Source organism: Paenibacillus nicotianae (assembly GCF_042681745.1).
GTDB lineage: Bacteria > Bacillota > Bacilli > Paenibacillales > Paenibacillaceae > Saccharibacillus > Saccharibacillus nicotianae.
Genome location: NZ_JBHUGF010000010.1, coordinates 2,773,553 through 2,797,654 on the forward strand (window position 1 = coordinate 2,773,553; position 24,102 = coordinate 2,797,654).

General features: G+C 37.8%; 28 protein-coding genes and 1 riboswitch. Of the genes, 13 read left to right on the top strand and 15 right to left on the bottom strand.

Translation table 11 applies throughout. The features are described 5' to 3' along the window. Positions 1 to 43: 43 nt before the first annotated feature. From ACFSGI_RS16440 to ACFSGI_RS16470, 7 genes are all read right to left on the bottom strand, one after another. Positions 44 to 466: a phage tail assembly chaperone gene (locus tag ACFSGI_RS16440; protein WP_069326174.1), complete on the bottom strand. Its 423-nt coding sequence runs from the start codon at positions 464 to 466 to the stop codon at positions 44 to 46. A gap of 171 nt (positions 467 to 637) precedes the next feature. Further along, positions 638 to 1,099, bottom strand: a complete 462-nt coding sequence (locus tag ACFSGI_RS16445) for a phage tail tube protein (protein ID WP_069326175.1) — start codon at positions 1,097 to 1,099, stop codon at positions 638 to 640. A 1-nt stretch (position 1,100) separates the two neighbouring features. Further along, positions 1,101 to 2,417 carry a phage tail sheath family protein gene (locus ACFSGI_RS16450; protein WP_204825280.1) on the bottom strand — a complete coding sequence of 439 codons (1,317 nt, stop codon included), beginning with the start codon at positions 2,415 to 2,417 and terminating at the stop codon, positions 1,101 to 1,103. Then, on the bottom strand, positions 2,418 to 2,585 hold the full coding sequence (locus tag ACFSGI_RS16455; RefSeq protein ID WP_204825281.1) for a hypothetical protein: 168 nt from the start codon (positions 2,583 to 2,585) through the stop codon (positions 2,418 to 2,420). Positions 2,586 to 2,638: 53 nt separating this feature from the next. Next, complete coding sequence (locus ACFSGI_RS16460) at positions 2,639 to 3,058, bottom strand: phage tail terminator family protein (RefSeq protein WP_204825282.1); 420 nt, start codon at positions 3,056 to 3,058, stop codon at positions 2,639 to 2,641. 565 nt (positions 3,059 to 3,623) lie between these two features. Continuing rightward, on the bottom strand, positions 3,624 to 3,776 hold the full coding sequence (locus ACFSGI_RS16465; protein ID WP_204825283.1) for a hypothetical protein: 153 nt from the start codon (positions 3,774 to 3,776) through the stop codon (positions 3,624 to 3,626). Positions 3,777 to 3,906: 130 nt separating this feature from the next. Next, positions 3,907 to 4,413, bottom strand: a complete 507-nt coding sequence (locus tag ACFSGI_RS16470) for an ArpU family phage packaging/lysis transcriptional regulator (RefSeq protein ID WP_204825284.1) — start codon at positions 4,411 to 4,413, stop codon at positions 3,907 to 3,909. A 418-nt stretch (positions 4,414 to 4,831) separates the two neighbouring features. Between ACFSGI_RS16470 and ACFSGI_RS16475 the strand changes: the two genes are divergently transcribed. Next, the gene (locus ACFSGI_RS16475; protein WP_204825285.1) at positions 4,832 to 5,269 is read left to right on the top strand and encodes a helix-turn-helix domain-containing protein; all 438 of its coding nucleotides are present in this window, start codon (positions 4,832 to 4,834) and stop codon (positions 5,267 to 5,269) included. A 166-nt stretch (positions 5,270 to 5,435) separates the two neighbouring features. Then, positions 5,436 to 5,849, top strand: coding sequence for an ImmA/IrrE family metallo-endopeptidase (locus ACFSGI_RS16480; protein ID WP_204825286.1), 414 nt, complete (start codon positions 5,436 to 5,438; stop codon positions 5,847 to 5,849). Positions 5,850 to 5,954: 105 nt separating this feature from the next. Here ACFSGI_RS16480 and ACFSGI_RS16485 read toward each other — a convergent pair whose 3' ends face one another. Next, entirely contained in the window at positions 5,955 to 7,382 is a 1,428-nt protein-coding gene (locus tag ACFSGI_RS16485; RefSeq protein ID WP_204825287.1) for an alpha-L-fucosidase, read from the bottom strand. 112 nt (positions 7,383 to 7,494) lie between these two features. Beyond that, positions 7,495 to 8,208: a metal-dependent hydrolase gene (locus ACFSGI_RS16490; RefSeq protein WP_204825288.1), complete on the bottom strand. Its 714-nt coding sequence runs from the start codon at positions 8,206 to 8,208 to the stop codon at positions 7,495 to 7,497. A gap of 338 nt (positions 8,209 to 8,546) precedes the next feature. Here ACFSGI_RS16490 and ACFSGI_RS16495 point away from each other — a divergent pair, with 338 nt between their 5' ends. After that, complete coding sequence (locus ACFSGI_RS16495) at positions 8,547 to 9,479, top strand: M23 family metallopeptidase (protein WP_204825289.1); 933 nt, start codon at positions 8,547 to 8,549, stop codon at positions 9,477 to 9,479. A 135-nt stretch (positions 9,480 to 9,614) separates the two neighbouring features. On the opposite strand, the gene ACFSGI_RS16500 is transcribed toward ACFSGI_RS16495, so the two are convergent. Then, the gene (locus tag ACFSGI_RS16500) at positions 9,615 to 10,463 is read right to left on the bottom strand and encodes an EcsC family protein (protein WP_204825290.1); all 849 of its coding nucleotides are present in this window, start codon (positions 10,461 to 10,463) and stop codon (positions 9,615 to 9,617) included. Between the two features lie 253 nt (positions 10,464 to 10,716). Beyond that, a complete protein-coding gene (locus tag ACFSGI_RS16505) occupies positions 10,717 to 10,884 on the bottom strand; it encodes a hypothetical protein (RefSeq protein ID WP_204825291.1) in 168 nt (55 codons plus the stop codon). 245 nt (positions 10,885 to 11,129) lie between these two features. On the opposite strand from ACFSGI_RS16505, the gene ACFSGI_RS16510 reads away from it, so the two are divergent. Together ACFSGI_RS16510 and ACFSGI_RS16515 are read left to right on the top strand one after the other, a co-directional pair. Next, complete coding sequence (locus ACFSGI_RS16510; RefSeq protein ID WP_204825292.1) at positions 11,130 to 11,543, top strand: hypothetical protein; 414 nt, start codon at positions 11,130 to 11,132, stop codon at positions 11,541 to 11,543. Positions 11,544 to 11,637: 94 nt separating this feature from the next. Next, on the top strand, positions 11,638 to 12,315 hold the full coding sequence (locus ACFSGI_RS16515) for an AIM24 family protein (RefSeq protein ID WP_204825698.1): 678 nt from the start codon (positions 11,638 to 11,640) through the stop codon (positions 12,313 to 12,315). 133 nt (positions 12,316 to 12,448) lie between these two features. On the opposite strand, the gene ACFSGI_RS16520 is transcribed toward ACFSGI_RS16515, so the two are convergent. The 4 genes from ACFSGI_RS16520 to fosB form a co-directional block, all read right to left on the bottom strand. Further along, positions 12,449 to 13,048, bottom strand: coding sequence for a hypothetical protein (locus ACFSGI_RS16520; protein ID WP_204825293.1), 600 nt, complete (start codon positions 13,046 to 13,048; stop codon positions 12,449 to 12,451). 262 nt (positions 13,049 to 13,310) lie between these two features. Then, on the bottom strand, positions 13,311 to 13,607 hold the full coding sequence (locus tag ACFSGI_RS16525) for a hypothetical protein (protein ID WP_204825294.1): 297 nt from the start codon (positions 13,605 to 13,607) through the stop codon (positions 13,311 to 13,313). 39 nt (positions 13,608 to 13,646) lie between these two features. After that, positions 13,647 to 13,904 carry a hypothetical protein gene (locus ACFSGI_RS16530; RefSeq protein WP_204825295.1) on the bottom strand — a complete coding sequence of 86 codons (258 nt, stop codon included), beginning with the start codon at positions 13,902 to 13,904 and terminating at the stop codon, positions 13,647 to 13,649. 69 nt (positions 13,905 to 13,973) lie between these two features. Continuing rightward, positions 13,974 to 14,369 carry a metallothiol transferase FosB gene (gene fosB / locus ACFSGI_RS16535; protein ID WP_379283992.1) on the bottom strand — a complete coding sequence of 132 codons (396 nt, stop codon included), beginning with the start codon at positions 14,367 to 14,369 and terminating at the stop codon, positions 13,974 to 13,976. Positions 14,370 to 14,833: 464 nt separating this feature from the next. Then, positions 14,834 to 14,877: riboswitch (PreQ1 riboswitch) on the top strand. Positions 14,878 to 15,153: 276 nt separating this feature from the next. On the opposite strand from fosB, the gene queC reads away from it, so the two are divergent. The 8 genes from queC (at position 15,154) to ACFSGI_RS16575 (ending at position 23,824) form a co-directional block, all read left to right on the top strand. Further along, on the top strand, positions 15,154 to 15,837 hold the full coding sequence (queC, locus tag ACFSGI_RS16540) for a 7-cyano-7-deazaguanine synthase QueC (protein WP_204825296.1): 684 nt from the start codon (positions 15,154 to 15,156) through the stop codon (positions 15,835 to 15,837). After that, positions 15,834 to 16,322 carry a 6-carboxytetrahydropterin synthase QueD gene (gene queD / locus ACFSGI_RS16545; protein ID WP_204825297.1) on the top strand — a complete coding sequence of 163 codons (489 nt, stop codon included), beginning with the start codon at positions 15,834 to 15,836 and terminating at the stop codon, positions 16,320 to 16,322. Before queC ends, queD begins: the two co-directional genes overlap by 4 nt. 158 nt (positions 16,323 to 16,480) lie before the next feature. Further along, positions 16,481 to 17,212, top strand: coding sequence for a 7-carboxy-7-deazaguanine synthase QueE (queE, locus tag ACFSGI_RS16550; RefSeq protein ID WP_379283994.1), 732 nt, complete (start codon positions 16,481 to 16,483; stop codon positions 17,210 to 17,212). Positions 17,213 to 17,299: 87 nt separating this feature from the next. Then, entirely contained in the window at positions 17,300 to 17,797 is a 498-nt protein-coding gene (gene queF / locus ACFSGI_RS16555; protein ID WP_069329139.1) for a preQ(1) synthase, read from the top strand. Positions 17,798 to 18,002: 205 nt separating this feature from the next. Further along, positions 18,003 to 19,325, top strand: coding sequence for a hypothetical protein (locus ACFSGI_RS16560; protein WP_204825299.1), 1,323 nt, complete (start codon positions 18,003 to 18,005; stop codon positions 19,323 to 19,325). A 694-nt stretch (positions 19,326 to 20,019) separates the two neighbouring features. Then, the gene (gene alsS, locus ACFSGI_RS16565; RefSeq protein WP_204825300.1) at positions 20,020 to 21,738 is read left to right on the top strand and encodes an acetolactate synthase AlsS; all 1,719 of its coding nucleotides are present in this window, start codon (positions 20,020 to 20,022) and stop codon (positions 21,736 to 21,738) included. A gap of 82 nt (positions 21,739 to 21,820) precedes the next feature. Continuing rightward, on the top strand, positions 21,821 to 22,537 hold the full coding sequence (gene budA / locus ACFSGI_RS16570) for an acetolactate decarboxylase (RefSeq protein WP_204825301.1): 717 nt from the start codon (positions 21,821 to 21,823) through the stop codon (positions 22,535 to 22,537). Between the two features lie 324 nt (positions 22,538 to 22,861). Continuing rightward, positions 22,862 to 23,824, top strand: coding sequence for a S8 family peptidase (locus ACFSGI_RS16575; RefSeq protein WP_204825302.1), 963 nt, complete (start codon positions 22,862 to 22,864; stop codon positions 23,822 to 23,824). Positions 23,825 to 24,102: the final 278 nt, after the last annotated feature.

Here is a 24,102-nt window from a genome sequence, read left to right on the forward strand (position 1 = left end):
AGGGCGTAGTAGGCAAAGTTTGCTTCACTATCGCCCTCTTTGATTAGTTTTTTACGTCATTTACCAATTCGTTCATATCGCGGTTAAAACCGTTCAATTCTTGTACACGTTCACCTAAAGCTGCAAATTCACCAGGTAACAGCATTTTACGAAGTAAAGATTCTGCTCCTAATACACCATAAGATTTTTGCAAATCTGAATTTTTAAGATCAGGGTAAGTTACACTAGCAGCCATCAATTTAGCCATATATTCATTCGGATCAATTTCAGGTGTGTATACCCCATTTTTTCCTTTAACTTTGCGTGTAGCGGCTTTACGACACTCCTGGTTCTCATCTTCGTTCATGCTACGCAATTTCCAAGATACTGCTTTACCCTCTGCATCTTTAAATCGTGAAGATACAATAAATTCTTCTACCACGTCAGATGATACGTTTTGTGCAAAAAATAAGCTTAATTCACTCATGAATAATTCCTCCTGAAGGTTAGGTAATAGTTTAATTTACAGTGTTCGAAAAAGAATATAGAATAACCTGATCTTCTTATAGTTGCGACTCTGTATCGAATCACATTATGAGAAGATCAGGCATTGATCTATATATTATAAATACGTTGTTATCCGTATTAATTTAATCCATTATAGAGCAGGTGTACCAAATTTGTTATTAATATCTACACCATCGAACGTAAATGCTACTTCTTCTTCTAGCGCATCTGATTCTGTGTCCAAAGAAGCCATAATTACACTATCCAAGTTAACATCACGCAAAGTAATAGTTTGATATCCAATGCTAGATGTAGGGTCTTCATTTGTGACTTCAATATCAAAGTACGTATCTACGCCTGTTTTCATATAATCCAACATCATTTGACGAAAACGTGAAGTCATATAGAAAATGGTCATTGTACCTGAACCTGACCATCCTGTAGCTTTATGCTGCACTCCGCGTCTACCTAGTGTTTTCACTTCTGCTTTTTGCTTTTCTACTGTAGCTTCTAATGTTTTGATATAAAACATCTCTTCAACCTGATTATTAATAGTAGCAAATGCGCGTCCTTCTTGCCCTGAAATGGTATCTTTTGCTTTTAAAAATGTCATATTAAACCACCTTCACTTTCATGTATACTTTTTCAACGGAATCAACCGGTTGTACATTTAATTCAACAACAATGCTATCTACTTCGTTGCCAGCAGTCACTGTGATATCTGTTTGAGCATTAAAGTTTTGCACTGCACCAATATTTTGTAGATCGTCCAGATAAGCAATACATTGCGAACGGAACAGACTACGACCATCGTTATTGTTATTTACTTTACCAATAAAGTACGATTCGAAAATGCGTTTCATATCGTTACCGATGCTGTCCAATACACGCACCACACGATTTTTAGCAAAATGACGTGCTTTCTCAGGTGTGTAAGATACAAATGTATTGATATCCTGCTCAACTACAGCACGATCATTCACAGCCGTAAATACAAATTCACCTTTTTGCAATGCCGCTTCTGTTTCTGAATGTGTCAATTTGCCGTTTACATCGACAGCATCATCATATGCTGTATAGGTTAAGGAAGAATTGACTGCCGCTCCTGCTGTTGCTCCTGTTACCCATGCTACAGATTTTTTAGCATCTAGTACTGTTCCATCTGTAAGCACAACACCATTTTTCACACTAATTACACCTTCTTGATCGGCATTTGGATAGTTGGCAAGAACAGCTTGTACTTTTTTACCTTCTGTATTACGTAGACGCTTAATATAAGCAGCATACACAGATTTAAGGGAAGCTTCATCCGAAATTAAACCAACCGTTTGAAATTCCAATGCTTCCAGTTCTGCCAAATAAGCAGTATGATCAGCATTTGTTGCTGTTGCACTTGTACCACCTACCAATGGAGCCCCAGCAGTAGCTGTTAAAGCACCCTCACCTGCAAATACAACATAATCATTAGCTACCAGTTCTTTTGCGTTACTTACTGTTTGTTTATCTACACTAGAACCATCTAGCAAAGTACTAACATCGAATAACGTCTCGTTGTTAATATTTTTTTCGACAGTAATTGTTAATTGATTACCACGAATACCACCATAGCGAGCAGTAGCAGTCAAAACACCTGCTTTAACGGTTGATTTTTCTCCATCGTTTAGACGATAGACAATCAATTTCTGTGCACGTTTAAGTGCTTCACGAATTAACATCATTTGAGAAGAAGTATAATCATAGCCTAATGTTTTTTGAGTATTGTCACCTGCCACGATAGTTACCATTTTTTTAGGAGCACCCCAGTCAAGATTCAAAGCAATACTTGCTGTTCCTCGCTCTCCTAAAGTACCTGGTAATTGACCCTCTGATACAAAATTAATATAGACACCCGGACGAATTTTGTTTTGTGTAGTATATGTTCCACCAGCCATTTATTTGGCCTCCTCATTCATAAATTGGTTTAGTTGTTCTTTTGCTTGTTCCATCGTGTATGCACTATCTTCTTCTAAAAGGCCAGCTAATACATCTTTTTCTAAACGTGTAAATTGACTTGCCTGCATAAATTGTTCTTTGCGATACGTGGTTGTTTCTGTTGCCATACAAATTGTCTCCTTCATCTCTTAATTGAATGGAACGCTTTTGTTATAGTTGCTCAACGTTGTGGTACTGATCGAAGATGTTGATCCAATTCTCCCATTAATACACCTGGTAATGGAGGCTTGACAGTTCGCACAGGATAATTGACTCGCATACGTGGTATTCCATCATCAGTATCCCAACGAAGCTCACTAGCACGACATAATGTGTTGTCAGATCCAATCGTTTCTAAAGCTTCAAATAAAGATTCAGTATGATGATCTGGTGATTCTCCTGTCTTAGGAATATAACGAATTTCTAATGTATACATACGCACAAAACGATCGCTACGCTCTCTGGTAAAATCTACAGAGACTAATCGATATTCAATACGTGGTTGTTGTGTCTCATGCTGATCAGCACGATAGAACGGTACATCAGGAAATTTCGTTGTCAAAGACAGTTGTACTTGATGGATGACTTCTTGTGCATCCATAATTCTGTTCCTCCTTTACCGAGAAGGATACTCACCTCCTTCGGTTATAAACTGTCGGAAATGAAATAAGAAATTTTTACACCGCTATTTTAGCTTTATCTATAGTACTGATAACAAGCAAGCCTTTTTCCTAGGCAATGGGTTCTGGAGCATTCATGCTCCTGCGGTGTTCCTTTTGCTTCATTTCCGATAATACAATCTTACCTCGTTTTTCTCCTAATGGAGACGGTGTATCGGACGAAAAAAGGACGGTTAATAGATGACTTACAGCGGTAAAAAGGAGATGTATTGGAACCCCTTTCGATATGCTTGATTTTCGTTGATATAAAAGGCTTTATAGCGCTTTTTGTGCCTGAGTGAATTCTTTTCTTCTATATAAATGAAGGTGAAAACAATTTAGCCCTATTAGCGAATCAAGCTATATTCGTTCTGTTATTACATCATTATCCCGCTCCATTTCGAATAGAATACTGAAATCTATTATTAAAAGCATAGATAATAAAAACAAAAAAACGTCTGCTCGTAAGCAAACGTTTGGGACGACTTCTATATGATTGAATATTACTTATTTCACTGGATGGTTGCCTGTCGATGTATCGATAGCCTGGGGACACGATTGACTGACGACTTTGCGAGAACGTACGATATCTACTGCACAAAGCAACACAGATGCTGTTGCGACTTTGATCCACCATGCAGGTTTTGTTTTTAGGCTCATGATTTGATTTCCCTCATTTCGATTGAGTTCTGTCTAAAGGTAACACAATTCATAATCTATATTCCACTTTACTGTTGGGTTAGCTAGCTTGATTCTAATGATCGAATTGATCTATTTAACGATGTAACGATTATGAACTATAAGGGACTTCTGTACTGCGACGGGTACGATTTTTTTTGGGCATCAATTCATCCAATTTGATCATCCCTGTATCGGCAAGTGCTAACGCCATTTTGTAAAAAGCTTTGGTTCTGACTTTAACATAAGTGTCTTTACTGATCGGCGGATCGAACAAATAACTGTACACTTTATAATCGAATACATCATCGTATTTGAGATAGCGCTCTTTAAGCAACAATTGCTCGCGTTCGCCCAAGCGTTCTACAATCGCTTCTACCCGCTCACAATAAGCACGACGAGCGGCTGGTGTATCGACATTATAGATAGCCGCATTTGCTGTAGAATCGCTAGTTACATTCGTCGGGCCATGCATCCGTTCTTGATAAGAAGCAGTCACTGACGTTTCACGCATTTCAAAAGTAATCGTTTTGTAAATCCGATATTTTTCAAATACCGCTTCTACAGCAGTACGAGTTTGACGACGATCTAATTCAGGCAGAGCAGTTAATAAATTCATGAGACAACACTCCTTTAATAGGGTTAGTATATTTATAAAGTAGAACGGAGCTGAAAAAATACAACCACCTGGCAATACTTTAGGTGTTTTAAATATTACCTTTTGGCAATGAAAAAATCTTAAATCACTTTTTGTTATCTTTTAAACCTTTTAAAAATTCCAATTTATTGATCTTGTTCGTATTTTGTTCGTATTTTATATTTTTACAATATCATACCGGAGAATATTGGTAAAATCGGAAATAAAGCGATTTTCGCACAAAAAACATAAGTTATCTCGCTTTTGCTTACGAACCCATACCTTTTGGCAAAGAAATAAAAGAGTATGTTTACCTAATGGCAATACTAGGGTATATTATAAGTGTTCTTACTTTCATTGAATATTTAGCAAGTGTACCTATAGAAAGGGTGTATTGTCGGTGGATAATCTTTCATTTGGTCTATATTTGAAACAAATACGTGAGCAAAAACACTGGAGTATTAATCAGTTGGCAGAGATCGCCGGCATCAGCACTTCACAAATTTCGCGGATCGAAAATGGTAGACGTGGTGTGCCTAAGCCACAAACGATTGAAAAACTAGCTAAAGCACTAGCTATTTCTTATTCCGAAATGATGGATCAAGCAGGTTATTTGCGCCCTGAAGAAGCAGAACAAATTCCAGAGTGGGCAAGTTCGCGTGATAAAAGAGATTTTAAAAAGATGTTAGAGGAAGATGGTGAATTAATGTTTGATGGAGTGCCACTTGATGATGAAGACAAGCAACGGATCAAAGATGTATTAACCGGTTTGTTCTGGGAAGCCAAGCAAATGAACAAACGTAAACCTCTTTCTTCTGATGATTCTACGTCCAAGTAAACACTTGATCTCATATATAGTAAGTACGTAATGATTCTATAGAAGAAATGCGCTTTTACTGCCAGGCGCTTGAACGAAAGAAGTTTTGCTTTGCCAAAATCACTTTCTTATTAGACTAGAAGAAGTCGCGCTTATTCGATTAAGCGCTCGGAGGTGGCTTGTAACGATGGAAGAGAACGCAGCTCATCTGGTCCGCAAATATAAAACCAATTGCCCTTTTGAAATTGCTGAAGCGCTCGGCATACATATTCGCTACATGGATCTTGGGAAATCAACCAAGGGATTGTATTACAAAAAATTGAGACGACGCTTTATTATTATTAATGAAGGGCTTTCGGATCAATGGCAGCGATTCGTATGTGCACATGAACTTGGACATGACCGACTGCATAAAGGCATTAACCGCTTTTTTTTAGAAGAACATTCTTACTTCTGGCCGGGTAAATTAGAACGACAAGCCAACTATTTTGCGATTACTTTATTAACTGTTGGCCAAGAACAACGAATAGGAGAAACGACCGAAGCTTTTGCCAAACGAACCGGCATCCCACCAGAGATGTATTATTTTTTTGATTATTAATCGAACATACGTTCTTTTATACGTTTTTAAGCTTATATTTGAACAAAAAAAAAGAGTGGTTTAGGATAACCACTCTTTTTTTGCTGTATAGACCGATATTACCTTTTAAGCTTGTTGAATACGAAATACATGAGCTATCGGTGCTATCGTTACATCGGTTACAGAAGCAGGCAATTTCACTACAATACCTTCTTCATTTTGTTCAAAGTCTAATCCTTCGATAACTTCTTCTCCTAACAAATCGATACTTGCGATCTGTTCCATATAAGGAATACTTATAGTCGACGGAACAACTATAGCTTCATTAGCATACAAATATGAAGCATAGACTGTCTGCTGAGCGGCTTTGCCTGTAAATGCCCACCCTTGTGTATACACAGGCGCTACACTGCGTGTTCCATATACCGCTTCTCCGTATACATTTAGCCAAGCACCCAATCCTTTGATCCGATCGATAGCTCCTTCTGGCAAACGTCCATCCGGTTGTGGCCCTACATTTAATGCTAGATTACCACCTTTGGCGACAATCTCCATTAACATATGCACTAACTCACGCACAGACTTGTAGTTGTCTTCGTAACGGAAAGAAAATGAAGTTCCCATCGTGACACAGCTTTCCCAGGGAATCGACATCGCATGTTCTGGAACCGTCTGCTCGGGAGTCACGATATTTTCATAAGCTCCACCGACTGTACGATCTGCTGACAATAACCAGGGTTGCTGTTTACGTGCTTTTTCCACCACTTCGCCCAGACGAATATCTTGATTCCCTTTGCCCGGTCTAACCCAACCTGCATCTAACCATAATACATCGATCCGTCCATACTTCGTTAACAACTCCAAAATCTGCTCATGAGTAAATTGAACAAACTTTTCCCATAACCATGGATATTCAGCAGGATCATATGAAGGCCCGCGCCATGAATCTTGTCCGCGTTCCATTCCGTCTGCCCAGTAATATGGCGTATGCCAATCAGCTTTGGAGAAATAAGCAGAGATCGCTAATCCTTTTGCTCGAAAAGCATTAAACAGATTCCCTACAATATCGGCATATTTATGCTGGTGGAACGGAGTATCTGCACCGGTAATACGATAATCTGTTGTATGTGTATCCCACATACAAAATCCATCATGATGCTTGGTTGTAAAATTTAAATATTTAAATCCACCTTCTGCCGCAAGTTCTGCCCAGACTTCCGGCTGAAAGCGAATCGGATTAAATGTTTTGTTCAGATCGAAATACTCTCGTTTCAATTCTTCTTTGTTTTGTTGCCAATCGATGCCGTCTCTTGACCATTCTCCATCATCATCACTAAGCGCCCAGGATTCGACTACCCCTAGCTGTGAATAAGGACCCCAATGCATCATCAGCCCTAGCTTCTGATCTTTGAACCATTCTAATCGTTCCAAAATGTACGGATCTTCTGGCTTAACCCAGGATTCCTCACTGCTGTAATTATGTACACCGCCCTGCACTTCCATCAGCTTTTCCATCAGTTCACGTTCTTGTTCATTCATTGGTTGCTCACTCATTGCTATTTCCCCCTATCGCTTAGTCATAGATTTATTGCTTACTATATCAATTGGCGCTCAAGAGGGAACTTCCTGCATGATTCTTTTATGATTGTGTATACTTTTTTTCGTTCTACCCTGATAACTTGGGTAAAAAGACAATTCCTAGCAAAATAAGTGTTAACACGATACAAATATTTTCAAATTTGTCGCCTTTTTTGGTTCCTGTACTCATCAGATTAAAACGCAATCTCCATTTAAGCGGTGGTAATAATTTTACGCCTCGGTTGGTTAAGGAATCAGCTAACAAATGTAGAAAATACGAAACTCCACCAGCAATCCAGATACTTTTGCCAAGATGAGCAGTTGTTCCATACAATAATGCTGACCATGCGGCTGTGCCATAGATGGTATGAGTCAATCCCCGGTGAGGTAAAAATGTACAAATAATCAGTAAGCTACCTGCCATATAATTCCACGGAGCTATATCCCTACCATAAATAATCATACCGACTCCAATCATAAACATCACAAATTTGCGCAAAGAACGTACCGGTAAAAAAGCGATAAACACGACGGCTACTGCAATCCCTATATCCCACGGCATTCCAAAAAGCCCTTTCCACAAAATCCATACGACCGATACAAGCATAATTGTCTGCAATACGCGCAGTAGAGGTTCAGATAATGTTTTGGATACAAGTAGTGAATTAGGCTCATCGATATCGGGTAATAATGAACTAACAGCCGCTGCAACCACTGCTGCTGATGTAACTGGTATACCTGCAAGTGTCATCAAAGAAACAGTTACGCCGGTACTAATAATAAAATGCGATTTACCCATCATAATAAAAAAATCTTCCTTTCTGCCAAGCACATCCAGTTATTCATGTTGTTTTGTAAATGAAATGTTTGATTTGTTCGATGAATGTTAAATTTTTACTATTCACCTTTTTATCCTGATTATTCATAGTAAAATAGCTATAAGAATATGATCTACGAATCACATAACGTTTTTCCAACACCTTTTAAAGGAGCGTTCATATGGGAACATCATCAAAATTGCTCCGTATTACATTATATTGTTCACTATTGAGCCTTATGCTTACCAGTTGTAATACAGACCATCTGGCTTCTTCATCTGTAGCTACCCCATCATTCAAGATACAGTCAGGAGAATCACTGATGCATAAAAGTTCGCAATCTGTACGTGTCACACCTAGCGATACAGCAGAGTATCCGATTCATCCCGATCATTTAGCTAATGAATTAGTCAAAGGAAACTATGAGCAGATTTATTCTCAAACGTCTCAAGCTTTTAAAAAAGAAGTATCTTGGGATACCTTCCTAAAAGTTATTTCTTCGTTCGGCGATAGTGCACAGGGTTACCAATCGATATCCGAACTCAAACAAGATCATACCGTTCGCAAAGTCTGGGTAGATCCACAACAACGTCGCGGAATCGTTGCTGTTTTTGCAGATCAACTGCCTACGTATCCAGATCATACGATTCTAGGATTACGTGTAAATGAGCTGGACAAGTATCCTGCTACAGATCATGTACAGACTCAAACGATATTCAGTCCCCCTATTCAGCAAAACTGGCAAGTGATCTGGGGTGGCTCTAACGCATTAATCAATTACCATTATGAATATCGTAATCAACGTTATGCTTACGATCTCATCGTTACCCAGAATGGCTCTTCTTATCGTGGCAATCCGAAAAAGAATCGTAGTTACTTTGCATTTGGCAGACCGGTCACCGCACCCGCAGATGGTCAAATCGTTAAAGTAGTAAATGATATTGCTGACAATGCTCCTGTCGGAACAATAAATGAACAACAAGCTCCAGGTAACTACGTGGTGATCCAACATGCTGATCGTGAATACAGTATGCTTGCTCATTTCCGTCAACATTCCATTAAGGTACAAGTCGGTGATACAGTGAAGCGTGGACAAGTCATCGGACAATGCGGTAATTCTGGCAATTCCAGCGAACCTCATATTCATTTTCAAGTGATGGATCAAGCCAATTGGGCAGATTCTACTTCTTTACCTGTGCAGTTTGTGAATCACATTTCACCTATTCAAGGTGAGATTATGCAACCTTCATTATAGCACATATGTTCGCTTTTGTATAAAAGAGAAAGACAAGCATAATCTCCACGATCATATGGAGAATGCTTGTCTTTTTTACTAAGTATGAGCTATCGATAGTTATAAGATAAAACCTTCTTGATGGGATCTATCTGATTACATTTTTTCTAATGAAGTAGGTGTTGATTCTGCTTGTTGTAACTCTTGCAGACGTTCTTGAATACGACGTTTGCGGTACAACATTTTCCCTGCTTCTGCTACACTTTCAAGTGCAGTATGGTTGGTAAATGCACCAAAAGCAATCCCGGCAACAGGTATCAATTGAAATAGTTTTTTGATCCCAAAATTATCGCGATAGGTAGTAATTACTTCATGCCACCCTTTCATTTGGGAAAAGACTTCTTTGGACGTATCTGCATGATCAAAATCAGACAATTCTGTCAAAATTGATTTTTTGCCTACTACATCAGAAGAAGCGAATTGAAGACATTTCATAATAAACAAACGCTCTTTTGGATCTTTGGGATCATAACCGTAACAAATAGCAATTTCTTGCAATATTTTGAGTGACATTCCAATCATTGCTGGAATATCTGCTGAAATAGTAAAAATACCACCGATTCCTGTTGTTGCTCCTTGAAGCGCCGCCCAGTTAGAACGATTTTTGGATAAAGAGTCTGCTGTTTTGTTCATCACTTGAAGAGGTAACTGAGATGCTTGTGCTATCGTTAGCTCTTGATCAGCTTGACCTTGCTCTTTGGCTAGACGTTGCAATACTGCTTTGGATGAAATTAGATAGGTTCCTCCACTTTGAATAAAACGCCCTAATTCATTCAGTACTACGCCTAATTTGTTACGGATCATTTTCGGGGTCATTTTATCAAGAATCATAAACGGAATACGTCCTAATTTGTCCCAAAACATCAGACCACCTTGATTTTTCTCCCATTTTTTGATCTCTTGTAATGCTTGTTCAAGTTCAGTCTGGCTCTCCATAGTGTTCATCGTATTGGGCTCCTTCAATCCATAATCAATGCTTTATTTTATTTATTATAATAGATATTAAACAGTTACTACACCTATGTTAACGATTTATTTATCAAAAAAGCCCTATAACCATTTTCTCTATCTACAGAAAAAATAATTATACGGCTTATGGTCTTCGTATATACTCCGTAAAAATAATTTTAGATATAAAAAAAGCCGCGGGTCGTGGATCTCCGCGTCTATCGGTGATACTCGTTATATCCATGTATAATTAGATAGAAGATATTGCTTGATGTTGATTCGCTTTATCTGCTTGATTTTCTTCTTCACGTAAAGGTGCATAAGTGACACGATCTAATACCAAACCGTCGCCAACAGGCTCGCCATTTACTGTAATTTGAATCTTTCTGTAATTATGATCAAAGTTAGAATTGTACATTTGTATTTCACTCCTAGTATAGTTAATCTTCGTGTTGTATGTGGTGGAACCGTAAATTTTTCTTGGTCTGTCTTATTATTACCCGTATTGGGCTGAAGTTAAACATCTTTAAATATGTTTTTTCAGAATCTATAGTCGGTTCTTTAGATCAAAATGTATTTTTTTCTATAAACACTGTAATATTAGGGTATATCTATTATGAGATATCTTTGCACTAAATCTAATGAAATGAAAGGGGGATCACAATGCCAAAAAGGACTCAGCCGTTACGAATATTTTTGGTCGGATTTATCGTCTTATCCGGGCTACTCACAAGCCAGACGATGGCACATGCAGGTTGGTGGGAAGACTACAAAAATGGGATTGAGACTTTTACGAATTTGCCCCAGGAAGTGAATGAACTCAAAGAAGGGTATGATCAGGCATTAAATAAACTTGATCAAGCTCAATCGAATATAGAAGCTTACCGTACAGAAAATGCACGTCTGGCTGAACAAAATGCGTTGCTTGCGCAAACGGTAGAACAACTCAAACAGTCGGAAGCTAATCGTGCACAAAGCGCTCGCTTTTGGAAAGGATTAGTGTTTACCGCTATAGGAATAGTCGTCCTTTTCTTTGTATCTACCCGCCTGATCCGTTTTGGCTTACGTCGCCGCTAATGATACGATTGATAAAACAACCCATCATCTACTATTTTAATTACAAATTTCAGGAGGAACCCTTTTGCACTTGGAATGGCAACAATCTACCAAAATGCCTTCATCAGGACAAGCTGTAACAATTGTATTAGATGAAGCTGAAAAACTGCATATGCTTCATCCCGGGCAAGTGATTGCATATACCGGTCCTTCTGGAGGGCGTAGTGATCGCTTGATGGATGTCAAAGGAATGTACCGCAAACGGAATCTGATTCGAGCTGACTTTACAGGGTCATGCCGATTTATCGCTTCTCTTCCTCCCGGCTTTAATCTGATGTCTATTCCTATTCGTGGTGGCAGTGATCTGCTTTATGATTTCCGCCATCTTTTTTATTATACAGATGGTATCAAAATGCAGACCCGATTATTACAATTCAAGAATATGTTAATTACTCGTGATGCGATCAAAGTAAAATTTAGCGGTGAAGGCGAAATCGGTATTTTGACCAAAGGGGCTGTAGTTGAAATGAAGCTGCATCCTACCGAACCTTTATATGTAGATGCTCGTAGTCTACTTGCTTATCCAGAGAATGCTCAATTGAAGCTAAGTGTGTATGGCAATCACCTTGCTAGTCAGCATATGCATTATCAATGGCAAATGACCGGCAATGGATCAGTACTGATTCAAAGTGGACATGATAGCGGCGAATTAGAAAAACATTTGCAAGGCGATGGATTATTTAAACGTGTATTGCGTGAAGTGATTCCTTTTGGAGGCATATTTATCAAGTAATCATTTGAATTTAATCTATATTCAGTATAAAGGATGAGCAGAAGTTAACTCGAAAAAGTAGACTATTAGTATACAAAAATGGATCGATTAGCACACCTTGTCATATTAGGTAGCTATTCGATCCATTTTGCGATTAACGAGCTCCATTATTCCATAATTCAAACTCGGGTTTGATCCATTTGTTAAGCTGTTTGAACTGCTTCTGATCAATATACGCAATCAACAAATGATGATCTTGCGGGCTAGCAACAAATTGCCGTTCTGGATTACGTTTGCGATCTAGCGCAATCATATAATCAAAAAAGCTTTTATCGATCCATTCATTTTTATATTCTAAATTCCACTCGATCCGTTCTCCTTGATATATAAAAGAAAACAGTACATTGCGTTTCTCATGATCGACACAACTGCGAATATGTTTCATTTCAAGTGCGCCGTCGGTCATTTCTACCATACGTTCCGCCAGTTGAGTATAAATATCCGTATCTTCTACCGCTTTGAGATCCACATACCAGATATTACTTGTATGATTAACCCATTCTTCTTCAATCAATGTCTGACCACCCAATGCTATCAATAGATGAACATAAGGCTTCTCCTCGAACCAAGCTTTATCTTTACCGCTCATTAAGTGTTCAAGACTAATTCCTTCATTTACAGTAATACCTGCTTCTTTCAGACGTGTCCACTGATCAGCTAACGGAACCGTTTTGTTACGAAAAAAACCAATCATCATACATCTCCCTTCGATCTGTGATGTCTATACTAAGCTACGATGTGTACAATTATTGCTGCATCAAAATCATGCCGCCTGGAACTCCTACTTTCTCTTGTTAGATATATGAATATAGATAGCTCTTCTTTTGCATATTATCCTATAATAACCCTTTACGCCAAGTGTTCTAACTCAATTGTATGTAAAAATAACAAAAAATAGCTAATATCCTGTCTAATGATGACGGATATTAGCTATTTTTTAATACTCTTTATATCATTTACTCGGAAGCTGGCTGTTCTTCATTGGCTTCATAAAAATCCCAAACCGCATCAATAATACGATCAAACGTATCATCATCTTCACTAATCAGTGTTTCCAATGCAAGAATTTCTTCTTCTTTACCCGGCTCATTTAGAAAGTGCAAGCTATAATCCCACTCTTTGCCACGCTTGGTGAACAGCGTCACTTCATAAGGTTCAGCATGCCCTTCGACGACTAATTCTACTTTACCAATATACCCTTTATCCGGTTCAGGCACTTGCTCCAATTGAGCATTACGTATCGTGATATTCATTGTGTATTCTCCTTTATTGATGAAAATCAGTTGTTTGTTTTATTGTAACATGGTTTGATCAATATATTTAGACCAACCTATATCGAAAACTTCTTGCTTACTTGCTTCTGTAATGAATCCATATTTAAATCGAGTACCTTTTTGATTAGATATAAAATCTTCAGGATGATCCCATTCTATTTCACATTCATCACAGTATACAAAGTATTTTTGACTGGAGATTTCTTTAACAACGATAATCCAACCTTGTGAGCATACACAACACTTTCCAATAGGTTGTTCTTTGACAGAACTCATTTATAAACTCCTTACTGAATAACTATATTTTCTTTTAAATATTAAAAGCTTTCTATTTTAGAATATAAATTATTTCCGATAATAATCCAATCGTTGTTCTAACGTCCCAGTATGAAATTCTAATAAATGTCCATCAGGATCGCGGAAGTAGATAGATTGCCCTTCTCCTTCTGGATTGCGCTGACGACCTTCTTCTATTGTTGCACCTGCTCTTTGAAGCCTAGCTTGTAAAGTTTCTAAATCTTCCTCTTTTACCGAAAAAGCAATATGAGTATATGATTGATGAATCTCTTGTCTTGGTATATCTTCTTGTACATTCAATGCTAACCAAATACCAGCTATTTCAAAATAAACAGTCTTTGGTTTAACTAACACAGTCTGAACAGCAAATGCATTAATATAAAAAGTCATTGCATGCTCAATATCAGCTACAGAAAATGTAATATGTCCTATCCCATGAATAATAGGCTCTTCCTTTTTGTCTGGATCAACATTTATATTTTTTAATTGCATTCTTGCATCCCAATGCTCAGGCTGATTTTGATATGATCCTCTCCATGGGCTTCCATTCTCCAACCAACGTTTACGATATTCTTCAACACTAACAGGGTAACTCGCTCCATCGTTATCAAATCCTGACTGAAAAAAACAACAGTCGCATATTTGATAACTAGGGAACTTACCCTCCCATTGTGGTTCATCCAATTGATCATACCCACATACAGCACATATGTATTTTTCCATGTGTTTCTCCTTTAAAATCTTCATAAATTATTTAGTTCTAATCATGCATCATTGCCTGCAAATATGCTATACTAACAAAGCAGTTTTTTTAAGTTTTATCCTGAACAGAAGATAATCCGCAGTGTACTGAAAAGGACTACTTTCTACTTAATTATAGGTAGCAACGTAGTTCCGCACAGGGCAACGCGGGAGAGGTTCGCGAACTCCCTCTATAAAAAACTATCAATCCTGATTAATGCAGCTATTAAAAAAGATCATTTGTGTCTTTTTTAGCATTGATACTAGGTTTGTTTTTTGTTGGACAGGTTCATGGAACTCTCTTCTTCCCGAAGGACGACAAGATATAGTGTGTTGAACACTTTACCGATCAGAATATAGCAGATCTTTTCTTACTATAGATACATAGTGTATCGCTAGTAAAGGAATACATGCTTCTTCTTTTCTAACCAAGTGATCCTCATTCTAATGTCTTGATATCCCTTTAAGGAAATGGAGAGATTTTTTTATGCTTAAAAATGAAAAAGCGGTCGTTGTTTTCAGTGGTGGCCAAGATAGTACAACCTGTTTGTTCTGGGCAAAAGAACAATTTGCTGAAGTAGAAGTAGTGACTTTTAACTACGGTCAGCGTCATAGCGCAGAGATCGAAGTGGCTACTCAAATCGCCAAAGAACTGGGTGTTGAGCAAACGATTCTTGATATGAGTCTACTCAATCAACTGGCTCCTAATGCACTAACTCGTTCGGATATTGATATTACGCACGAAGAAGGCGAATTGCCAAGCACATTTGTGGATGGACGTAATTTGCTGTTCTTGAGCTTTGCTTCGATTATGGCTAAGCAAAAAGGCGCACGCCATATTATTACTGGCGTATGCGAAACGGATTTTAGTGGATATCCAGATTGTCGTGATATTTTTGTCAAATCGCTTAATGTAACATTGAATCTGTCCATGGATCACCAGTTTGTTATTCATACTCCTTTGATGTGGCTGGATAAAGCTCAGACATGGGAAATGGCAGATCAATTAGGTGCTTTTGATTATGTACGTGAAAAAACGTTAACTTGTTATAACGGTATTGTTGGCTCCGGTTGCGGAGAATGCCCTGCTTGTAAATTACGTCAAGCTGGACTGGATCGTTATCTTGCAGAACGCGAACAAAACAATGCTACTGAAGGTGCACGTCGATGAATCAACCTGGACCTTTCCGTATCGTCGAAAAGTTGCAACAGTATGGTACAGATATTCAACATGAACAGCTCCGCTACCATCGTAGACGGGTGCTTATCAATAAAGAATTTACTTTTGATGCGGCGCATCATTTACATGCGTATGAAGGTAAATGTATGAATCTACATGGTCATACGTATCGAGTAATTTTTGGTATTAGCGGTATCCCTAGTGATAACGGGATCGTTGTTGATTTTGGCGATATCAAAGACATCTGGAAAGCTCATATTGAACCTTTCCTCGATCACCGGTATCTCAATGAAACATTACCTCCAATGAATACAACGGCTGAAAATATGGTCGTGTGGTTATACGAGCAAATGGAATTAGCATTACAAAGTGAGCCTTATGCAGCACAAGTCGAAGGCGGACGTGTAGAATTTGTACAATTGTATGAGACACCAACCAGTTACGCAGAAGCAAGACGGGAGTGGATGCAAGCATGAGTACAACATTTAAAGTAAATGCGGAACAAATCGCCAAAGCCAATCAGTTAGCCAGTTCAGATACTGAAGATCACCATCATTCCGAACATCCACATACACCGAAAATTGCTCCGATTCCAGTTCTTGAGATTTTTGGACCTACTGTTCAAGGTGAAGGTATGGTCATTGGACAAAAAACGATGTTTGTACGCACAGCGGGTTGTGATTATCGTTGTAGCTGGTGCGATTCTGCTTTTACATGGGATGGTAGTGCCAAAGATCAGATTATGCGTCTAAGTGCTGAAGAAGTGTATGCTCAATTGTTCGACATTGGTGGGAATCGCTTTAACCATGTCACGATTTCAGGTGGTAATCCGGCATTACTTCCTCAACTGGGTGAACTGGTGAAATTGCTTGCTGAAAAAGGTATCCGTACCGCAGTGGAGACTCAAGGTTCCAAATGGCAAGATTGGTTGACCGATATTAATGAAGTTACGATTTCACCGAAGCCACCAAGTTCTGGAATGACAACTAATTTTGACATGTTAGATGATATCATTCGTCGTCTGGAGCACAATCAGATCAGTCGCTATACAGCTCAAGCACAAGAAGCACCTCTTGCTTATGCGGGAACATCGCAATTTGCTCATTCGTTTAGCCTTAAAGTTGTGATTTTCGATGAACATGATCTGGCTTACGCTGAGAAAGTACATGTACGTTATCCGAATGTACTGCTTTATTTACAGACAGGTAATCCTGATGTGACTAGTGCAGATGATCAGATCGCTGCTCCTTTATTGAAGCGTTATGAGTGGCTGATCGATCAAGCAATGGAGATGCCTGCTTTTAATGATGCTCGTATTTTACCGCAACTGCATACACTTGTATGGGGCAATAAGCGCGGCGTCTAATAGATGATGGTACACTACATTTTTTTATATAAAATACTAGAAGAAGTACGCTGAAAGTAACTATATATTTAGAGGAGATTTGTTCTTATGTCTGGAAGACAACCCGATGAAATGCAAGATTTAACATTGCTTGGCAATCAAGGTACCAAATACAATTTTGAATACGATCCAAGTATTCTTGAAAATTTTGATAATAAACATCCTTATCGTGATTATTTCGTCAAATTCAACTGCCCTGAATTTACAAGCCTGTGCCCGATTACAGGACAGCCCGACTTTGCCACAATCTATATCAGTTATATCCCTGATCAGAAAATGGTAGAAAGTAAATCACTCAAGCTCTATCTATTCAGTTTCCGTAATCATGGTGATTTCCATGAGGATTGTATGAATATTATTTTGAACGATCTTGTTAAATTAATGGACCCTCGTTATATCGAAGTCTGGGGTAAATTCACACCACGTGGTGGCATCTCGATCGATCCGTATACGAACTACGGTAAGCCAGGAACGAAATATGAACAAATGGCTGAACATCGTATGATGAATCATGATATGTATCCAGAAACGATTGATAATCGTTAAAACTTAAAAGTTATATTTAAGCTAATGCTAACCAGCATTAGCTTTTTTATAATTTGAATCAAATTTTACATTAAGCACAGCAACCGAAAAAATTACTCACTTCATTTTGGGGAATTTGTTATATTAAAGTAAATTATAATTACTAATAACTGTTTGAATTTGTATACTAGCTTCAATGATTTCAAAATGAAGGGTAGTGATCGAATTGAAAAGAAAGAGTGATCTTTTTTCGAGAGCTGTAAGTTCAACTCATTTTAGTTATGATGATACAAAGAAAACACCAATAACCTCTGCATCAATTTCCAAAACTTCATATTCTAAATCTAGTTCAAGTCCACATGTATCTATACTACAATTGCAAAAAATTTTAGGAAATCAGCATCTAAAAGAATTAACTTTAAAAAATCAATTATCTACTTCTAAAGAAACGATTCAGCGCATAATAGATACTAAGACAGGTGAAGAAGTTCCTGTCAATTGGGACAATATTACTGAAGAAGAATTTAATTTGATTAAACACAATATGAACGAAAATATCTGGAAACTAGACGACAATGACCTGAATCAGCTAAGGACAACTGTTAGCCGTTTAGAATATGAAAAAAATAAAAATAATCCTATTAATCCTGATACTTGGTTTAACCAGCTTCATGCTATTGAGCAAGAGTCAACAAAAATGAATATTGAAGAAGATCACACCAACACTGATGAAGATAATGAAGATTCAGACTTTGAAGCAGATGAATTTGATCCGAATCAACAAGAAATATACGATGATCTGTATACAAAGTATCAAGCAAAAGTTAAAGAAAAAAACAAAAAGTTACCTGGTCGTTCTGTTCAAGGTGATTTACTCGAAAAATTTAGTTCAATTTACTTTGAAGATATGGGGATAACCGAAATAAATGCTAACACTTATATGAAAAACATACCAGGTATTGACCATATAAGAGATGATGATCAATTTCCATTTACTCAAGATAAATTGCATATGGGAGATACAGGAAATATGGTACAAGTATATAGAGCACATTATGCAGATCGCAAAAATATGGCCACTAAATTTATAAAAGCATCTGTTGACAGAACTAAAAGTGGTACTCTTGCACAATCAGCCATAAAAATCGAAAATATGTTAAACGATATTTTAAAAAATAAAGATTGGCAAAATAAAAATGTATTTCAAAATATAAAAGATGAAATTACGCAATTCAATCAAGATTACGATGATGCTTTAGACTCTGAGTCTGATTTTCCAAGTATAGATAATTTAGAAGATATTATTGATATCATTGCAGACGGTATCGGATTTTCTGTACCAGCAGATGTATGGGAAGCGATATATCTTCTTAAAGAAGCATCTAATTTGTCTACGCATGAGCAAATAAGCAATGAAGAAATGAAAGCTTATATTCGCATAGATATGAGAATTGCAGATTTCCAAACTCTTTTTGATAATATGAGCGAAGTTGCTAATCCGTATCATTATCGCTCTACTGAAAAAGATGCAGATTATAACCCAGAATAATAACTATAGATTTGAAATAAAATATCTATCTTACTACTTAACTATTTCAAAATAATATTCAATATGTAGTACACCAAAAGCTTTATTTTATTTCACATCTTGGTGAATGAGATGAAGCTTTTTTGTATGTTCACAAAATATACTAAAAATATTTTCAATCCAAATTATTTTTAAATTCTACTCTTTTAATCCTCTGCCTTACTTCCATAATCATATAAAAGCCCATCTATCTAGTCGGAATACCTAGATGAACAATCTGGTTTTACACCTTTACCACTATCTCTTCATATACAAAAATTTTAATATAAAAATCATTCTTATAATTACAAATGAACCCCTATCCTTACAGTCATAGACCTACATATGATCTTCTTCGCATTTCTAATCTGGAAATTATTCACTTTTGATTCAATCATTAATTTCCATTTACTTTTATATCAACAATCTGGTATTTATACATTTTCATTATTTCAAAACATTGTTACGAAAGCGTTATTTTAAATTTCGTTATAATTATATTCTTTGATTTTTAAATACTTTTTATCCAATTTACTGGTATCGCTTCCATTAAATATTTAAAATTTTAACAGTTGATTTTACTTTATTTGGGAATAAAATAGGTTATGTACTCTTTTCCATACTTACAAGAAAGTACAGAAAAGAAAATGATTATTTTCATAAACAGAAAAAGGAGATGGACAGATTGAGTACAGAAACCAAAATAAAAACAACAAATCCAACCGATGTAGCGAAAACAAAGGTAACAACAGGGGCTGATGTTGTTGTTGATAGCCTGATTGCTCAAGGAGTTGAATATATCTTCGGTATCCCAGGAGCCAAAATTGATGCTGTATTTGATGTTTTGCAAGATCGAGGCCCTGAATTAATCGTATGTCGTCATGAACAAAATGCTGCTTTTATGGCAGCAGCAATCGGTCGTTTAACAGGGAAACCTGGCGTATGTCTGGTGACTTCAGGTCCAGGCGCATCTAATTTAGTCACAGGGCTTGCAACAGCTAATGCCGAAAGTGATCCAGTAGTTGCTCTTGCAGGTGCAGTCTCCAGAACAGATCGTCTCAAACGTACTCACCAATCGATGGACAATGCAGGATTGTTTGAACCGGTAACCAAATATAGCGTTGAAGTCGAACATCCTAACAATGTAGGCGAAGCTATTACCAATGCGTTTCGTGAAGCTTCTGCTTCTCAACCGGGGGCTGCTTTTGTTAGTCTGCCGATGGATGTACTGGTAAGTGAAGCTAAAAAATTCAATTTCCATACCATGCATAGACCACAGCTTGGCACAGCGCCTACTCATCTGATTGATGAAGTTGCTACAGCGATCCGCCAAGCCAAACTGCCTGTTATTTTGTTAGGTATGAAAGCAAGTAGCCCTGAAGTGACACAAGCCATTCGTGAATTGATTCGTGATACTGATATTCCGGTTGTTGAAACGTTCCAAGCGGCAGGTGCAATTTCTCGTGATCTGGAAAAACATTTTCTTGGTCGAGTCGGCTTGTTCTGTAACCAACCGGGTGATCTACTACTCAAACAATCTGATCTAGTGCTTACTGTAGGTTATGACCCGATTGAATATGATCCTCATTTATGGAATCAAGAAGGTCAACGATTGGTATTCCATTTGGATAATCGCAAAGCAGATATTGATCATTATTATCAACCACAAAGCGAATTAATCGGTAATATCGCGCTTAATATACAAGCTTTATCTACACAGTTAGAAGGATTACGCCTTTCTACACCGTCTCTTGATATACTTGCACGCTTACATCATAAATTAGAACAAGATGGTCAAGGATTCCATTCCTCTCACCCAGATCTTGTACATCCGATAGAATTTATGAAAACATTACGCGGTATGATCGGCGACGAAGTCACTGTCGCTTGCGACGTTGGCTCCCATTACATCTGGATGGCACGTTACTTCCGTTCTTATGAACCTCGTCGTCTGTTGTTTAGTAACGGTATGCAGACGTTAGGCGTGGCGATGCCGTGGGCAATCGGTGCTTCATTGGTACGTCCTAATGAGAAAGTAATTTCGATTTCTGGTGATGGTGGATTCTTATTTTCTTCGATGGAACTAGAAACGGCTGTCCGCTTAAATACACCACTGGTGCATATTGTATGGCGTGACGGTGCTTACGATATGGTTGCTTTCCAACAAGTGATGAAATATGGTCGTACTTCCGGTGTCGATTTCGGTAAAGTCGATATTGTGAAATATGCAGAAAGTTTTGGCGCATTGGGACTACGAGTAGATCGTCCTGAAGAGTTAGAAACTGTACTTCGTCAAGCAATGGCGCATCAAGGTCCTGTTGTGGTTGATGTACCTATCGATTATCAAGATAATATCAAACTCGGTGAAAAACTATTACCGGATGCTATCAACTAATATAGATTTATTCGTTTCACTTATCCGACTATAATTATTGATCGATACATTGGATTTTATTTGAAAAAGGAGTCAGACAGAAATGGGAAATCACGTAATATATCAAGCTTCAACAATGATCGCTTTACTCAGCGGTATGTACGATGGTTCAGTCACATTTGACGAACTCAAACAACATGGCGATTTCGGTATTGGTACCTTTCATCAATTGGATGGTGAAATGATCGCTTTTGATGGTAAATTTTATCACTTGTATCCAGATGGTAGTGCTCAACAAGTCGGTATGCAAGAAAGTACACCATTTTCTACAGTGACTTTTTTTGAAGAGGAAAAAACATTCCAGATCAATCGTACATTGACTCGTCAGCAATTGGAAAAAGTACTGGACGATCTACTGGATAGCCCTAATATTTTTCATGCGATCCGTATCGACGGTCAATTTCGTGAAGTGAATACACGTACAGTTCCTCATCAAGAAAAACCGTACAAACCATTTATCGAAGTGACCAAGTCACAGCCATCTTTCCATTTTCCTAATACAGGCGGAGTGATCGCTGGCTTCTGGACACCGGCATTTGCTCAAGGCATTGGTGTCGCAGGTTATCACTTACACTTTATTAATGATGAACGTAATGGTGGCGGTCATGTACTCGACTTTGTTGTCGATCACTGTACTATTTCGATATGCAGTAGTGAAGATTTCCAATTGGCTCTTCCACATGATCAGGAGTATTTACACGCGAATCTGGAAGCTCCTAATCTAGAGCGCGATATTATGACTGCTGAAGGTGCTTATTAAGTCAACACACTATTTAGTGTTTGATGAATATTTTTGAGGCAATGCCCTCCCTATACTTGACCTACCTTTCTTGTTTCTAAGAATAGGTAGGTTCTTTTTTTGTATTGTGTTTCGTCAATTTTTAACAATTTTTGTATATATAATCGCAAAAGAAATCCAATATCTAAGGCTATAGCAACTGTGTTGACCTCTTTATTATTGTTACACTGTATTTATATTCGCATATACACTTTTTGTCGATACTTCCATCCTACTTTATCGTTCGTTCATGTAAGCAAGCTGTGTTGTTGATTTGATCAGATATGATTTAAAGGAGGACAAAACATGGAACGTAAAATGCGTATTATTCCTTACGAAGTGATTGCTCATGCAGAACAAGTCACCGAAACACCAACAGGTGTAGAAATGATTCAAGCGCCACAGGTCTGGGACACCACTAAAGGTGCAGGCATCACTATAGCTATTCTTGATACCGGCTGTGATACCGATCACCCTGATCTGCAAGGTCGTATTAGCAGAGGACGTAACTTTACAGATGATGATCAAAGCAACCCTGAACGCTATGAAGATTATAATGGTCATGGTACTCATGTAGCAGGTACGATTGCAGCAATCCAAAACAATACAGGTGTAGTCGGCGTAGCTCCCGAAGTGAATTTGCTTATTGGTAAAGTTTTAAATAAAGATGGTTCCGGTCAAATTGACTGGATTATTAAAGGAATCGAGTATGCCATCGAGCAAAAAGTAGATATCATTTCGATGTCTCTTGGTGGGCCTGATGATGTCCCTGAATTGCATGAAGCGATTCAAAAAGCAGTGAATAATAATATTCTAGTCATCTGCGCCGCCGGCAATGAAGGCGATAATGATTCTAATACCGACGAATATGGATATCCTGGTTACTATAATGAAGTTATTAGTGTAGGTGCAATCAATCTCAATCGCCAATCTTCTGAATTTTCAAATTCTAACAATGAAGTTGATCTAGTAGCTCCTGGTGAAAGTATATTATCTACGTATTTGGATGGTAAATATGCAACACTTAGCGGAACATCGATGGCTACTCCTCATGTGTCTGGGGCAATGGCATTAATCAAAGTCATCGCGAATCAAAGCTTTGAACGAGAATTAACAGAGCCTGAACTGTATGCTCAATTGATCAAACGTACGATTCCTCTCGGTGATTCTCCTCGCTTAGAAGGAAATGGAATGGTCTATCTAACAGCTCAAGAAGAGCTTGCCAAATTATTCAAACCACAGACTATTGCTAGACTGTTAAATATTTAAATGCATCAGATTCATATTCTGCGTATTTATGTCTACTTTAGTGTAGATGTAGATACGTTTTATTTTTTTCTAGAATGAACCTGTATGTCATTTCTGATATACTGATAAAAAGACAATATTGGTAGATCCGAATTGTACTTTTAGCTTTACAAATAGCTATACAATACATATGTATGTTGGAGGTGTTAGGACTAAGCCAGTAAATGGGTGAATATCCATTTAAGCTGACTTTACATTGTTTTCTGCTCTGATCCTGCTTGGGACCGAGACGGAAAAGA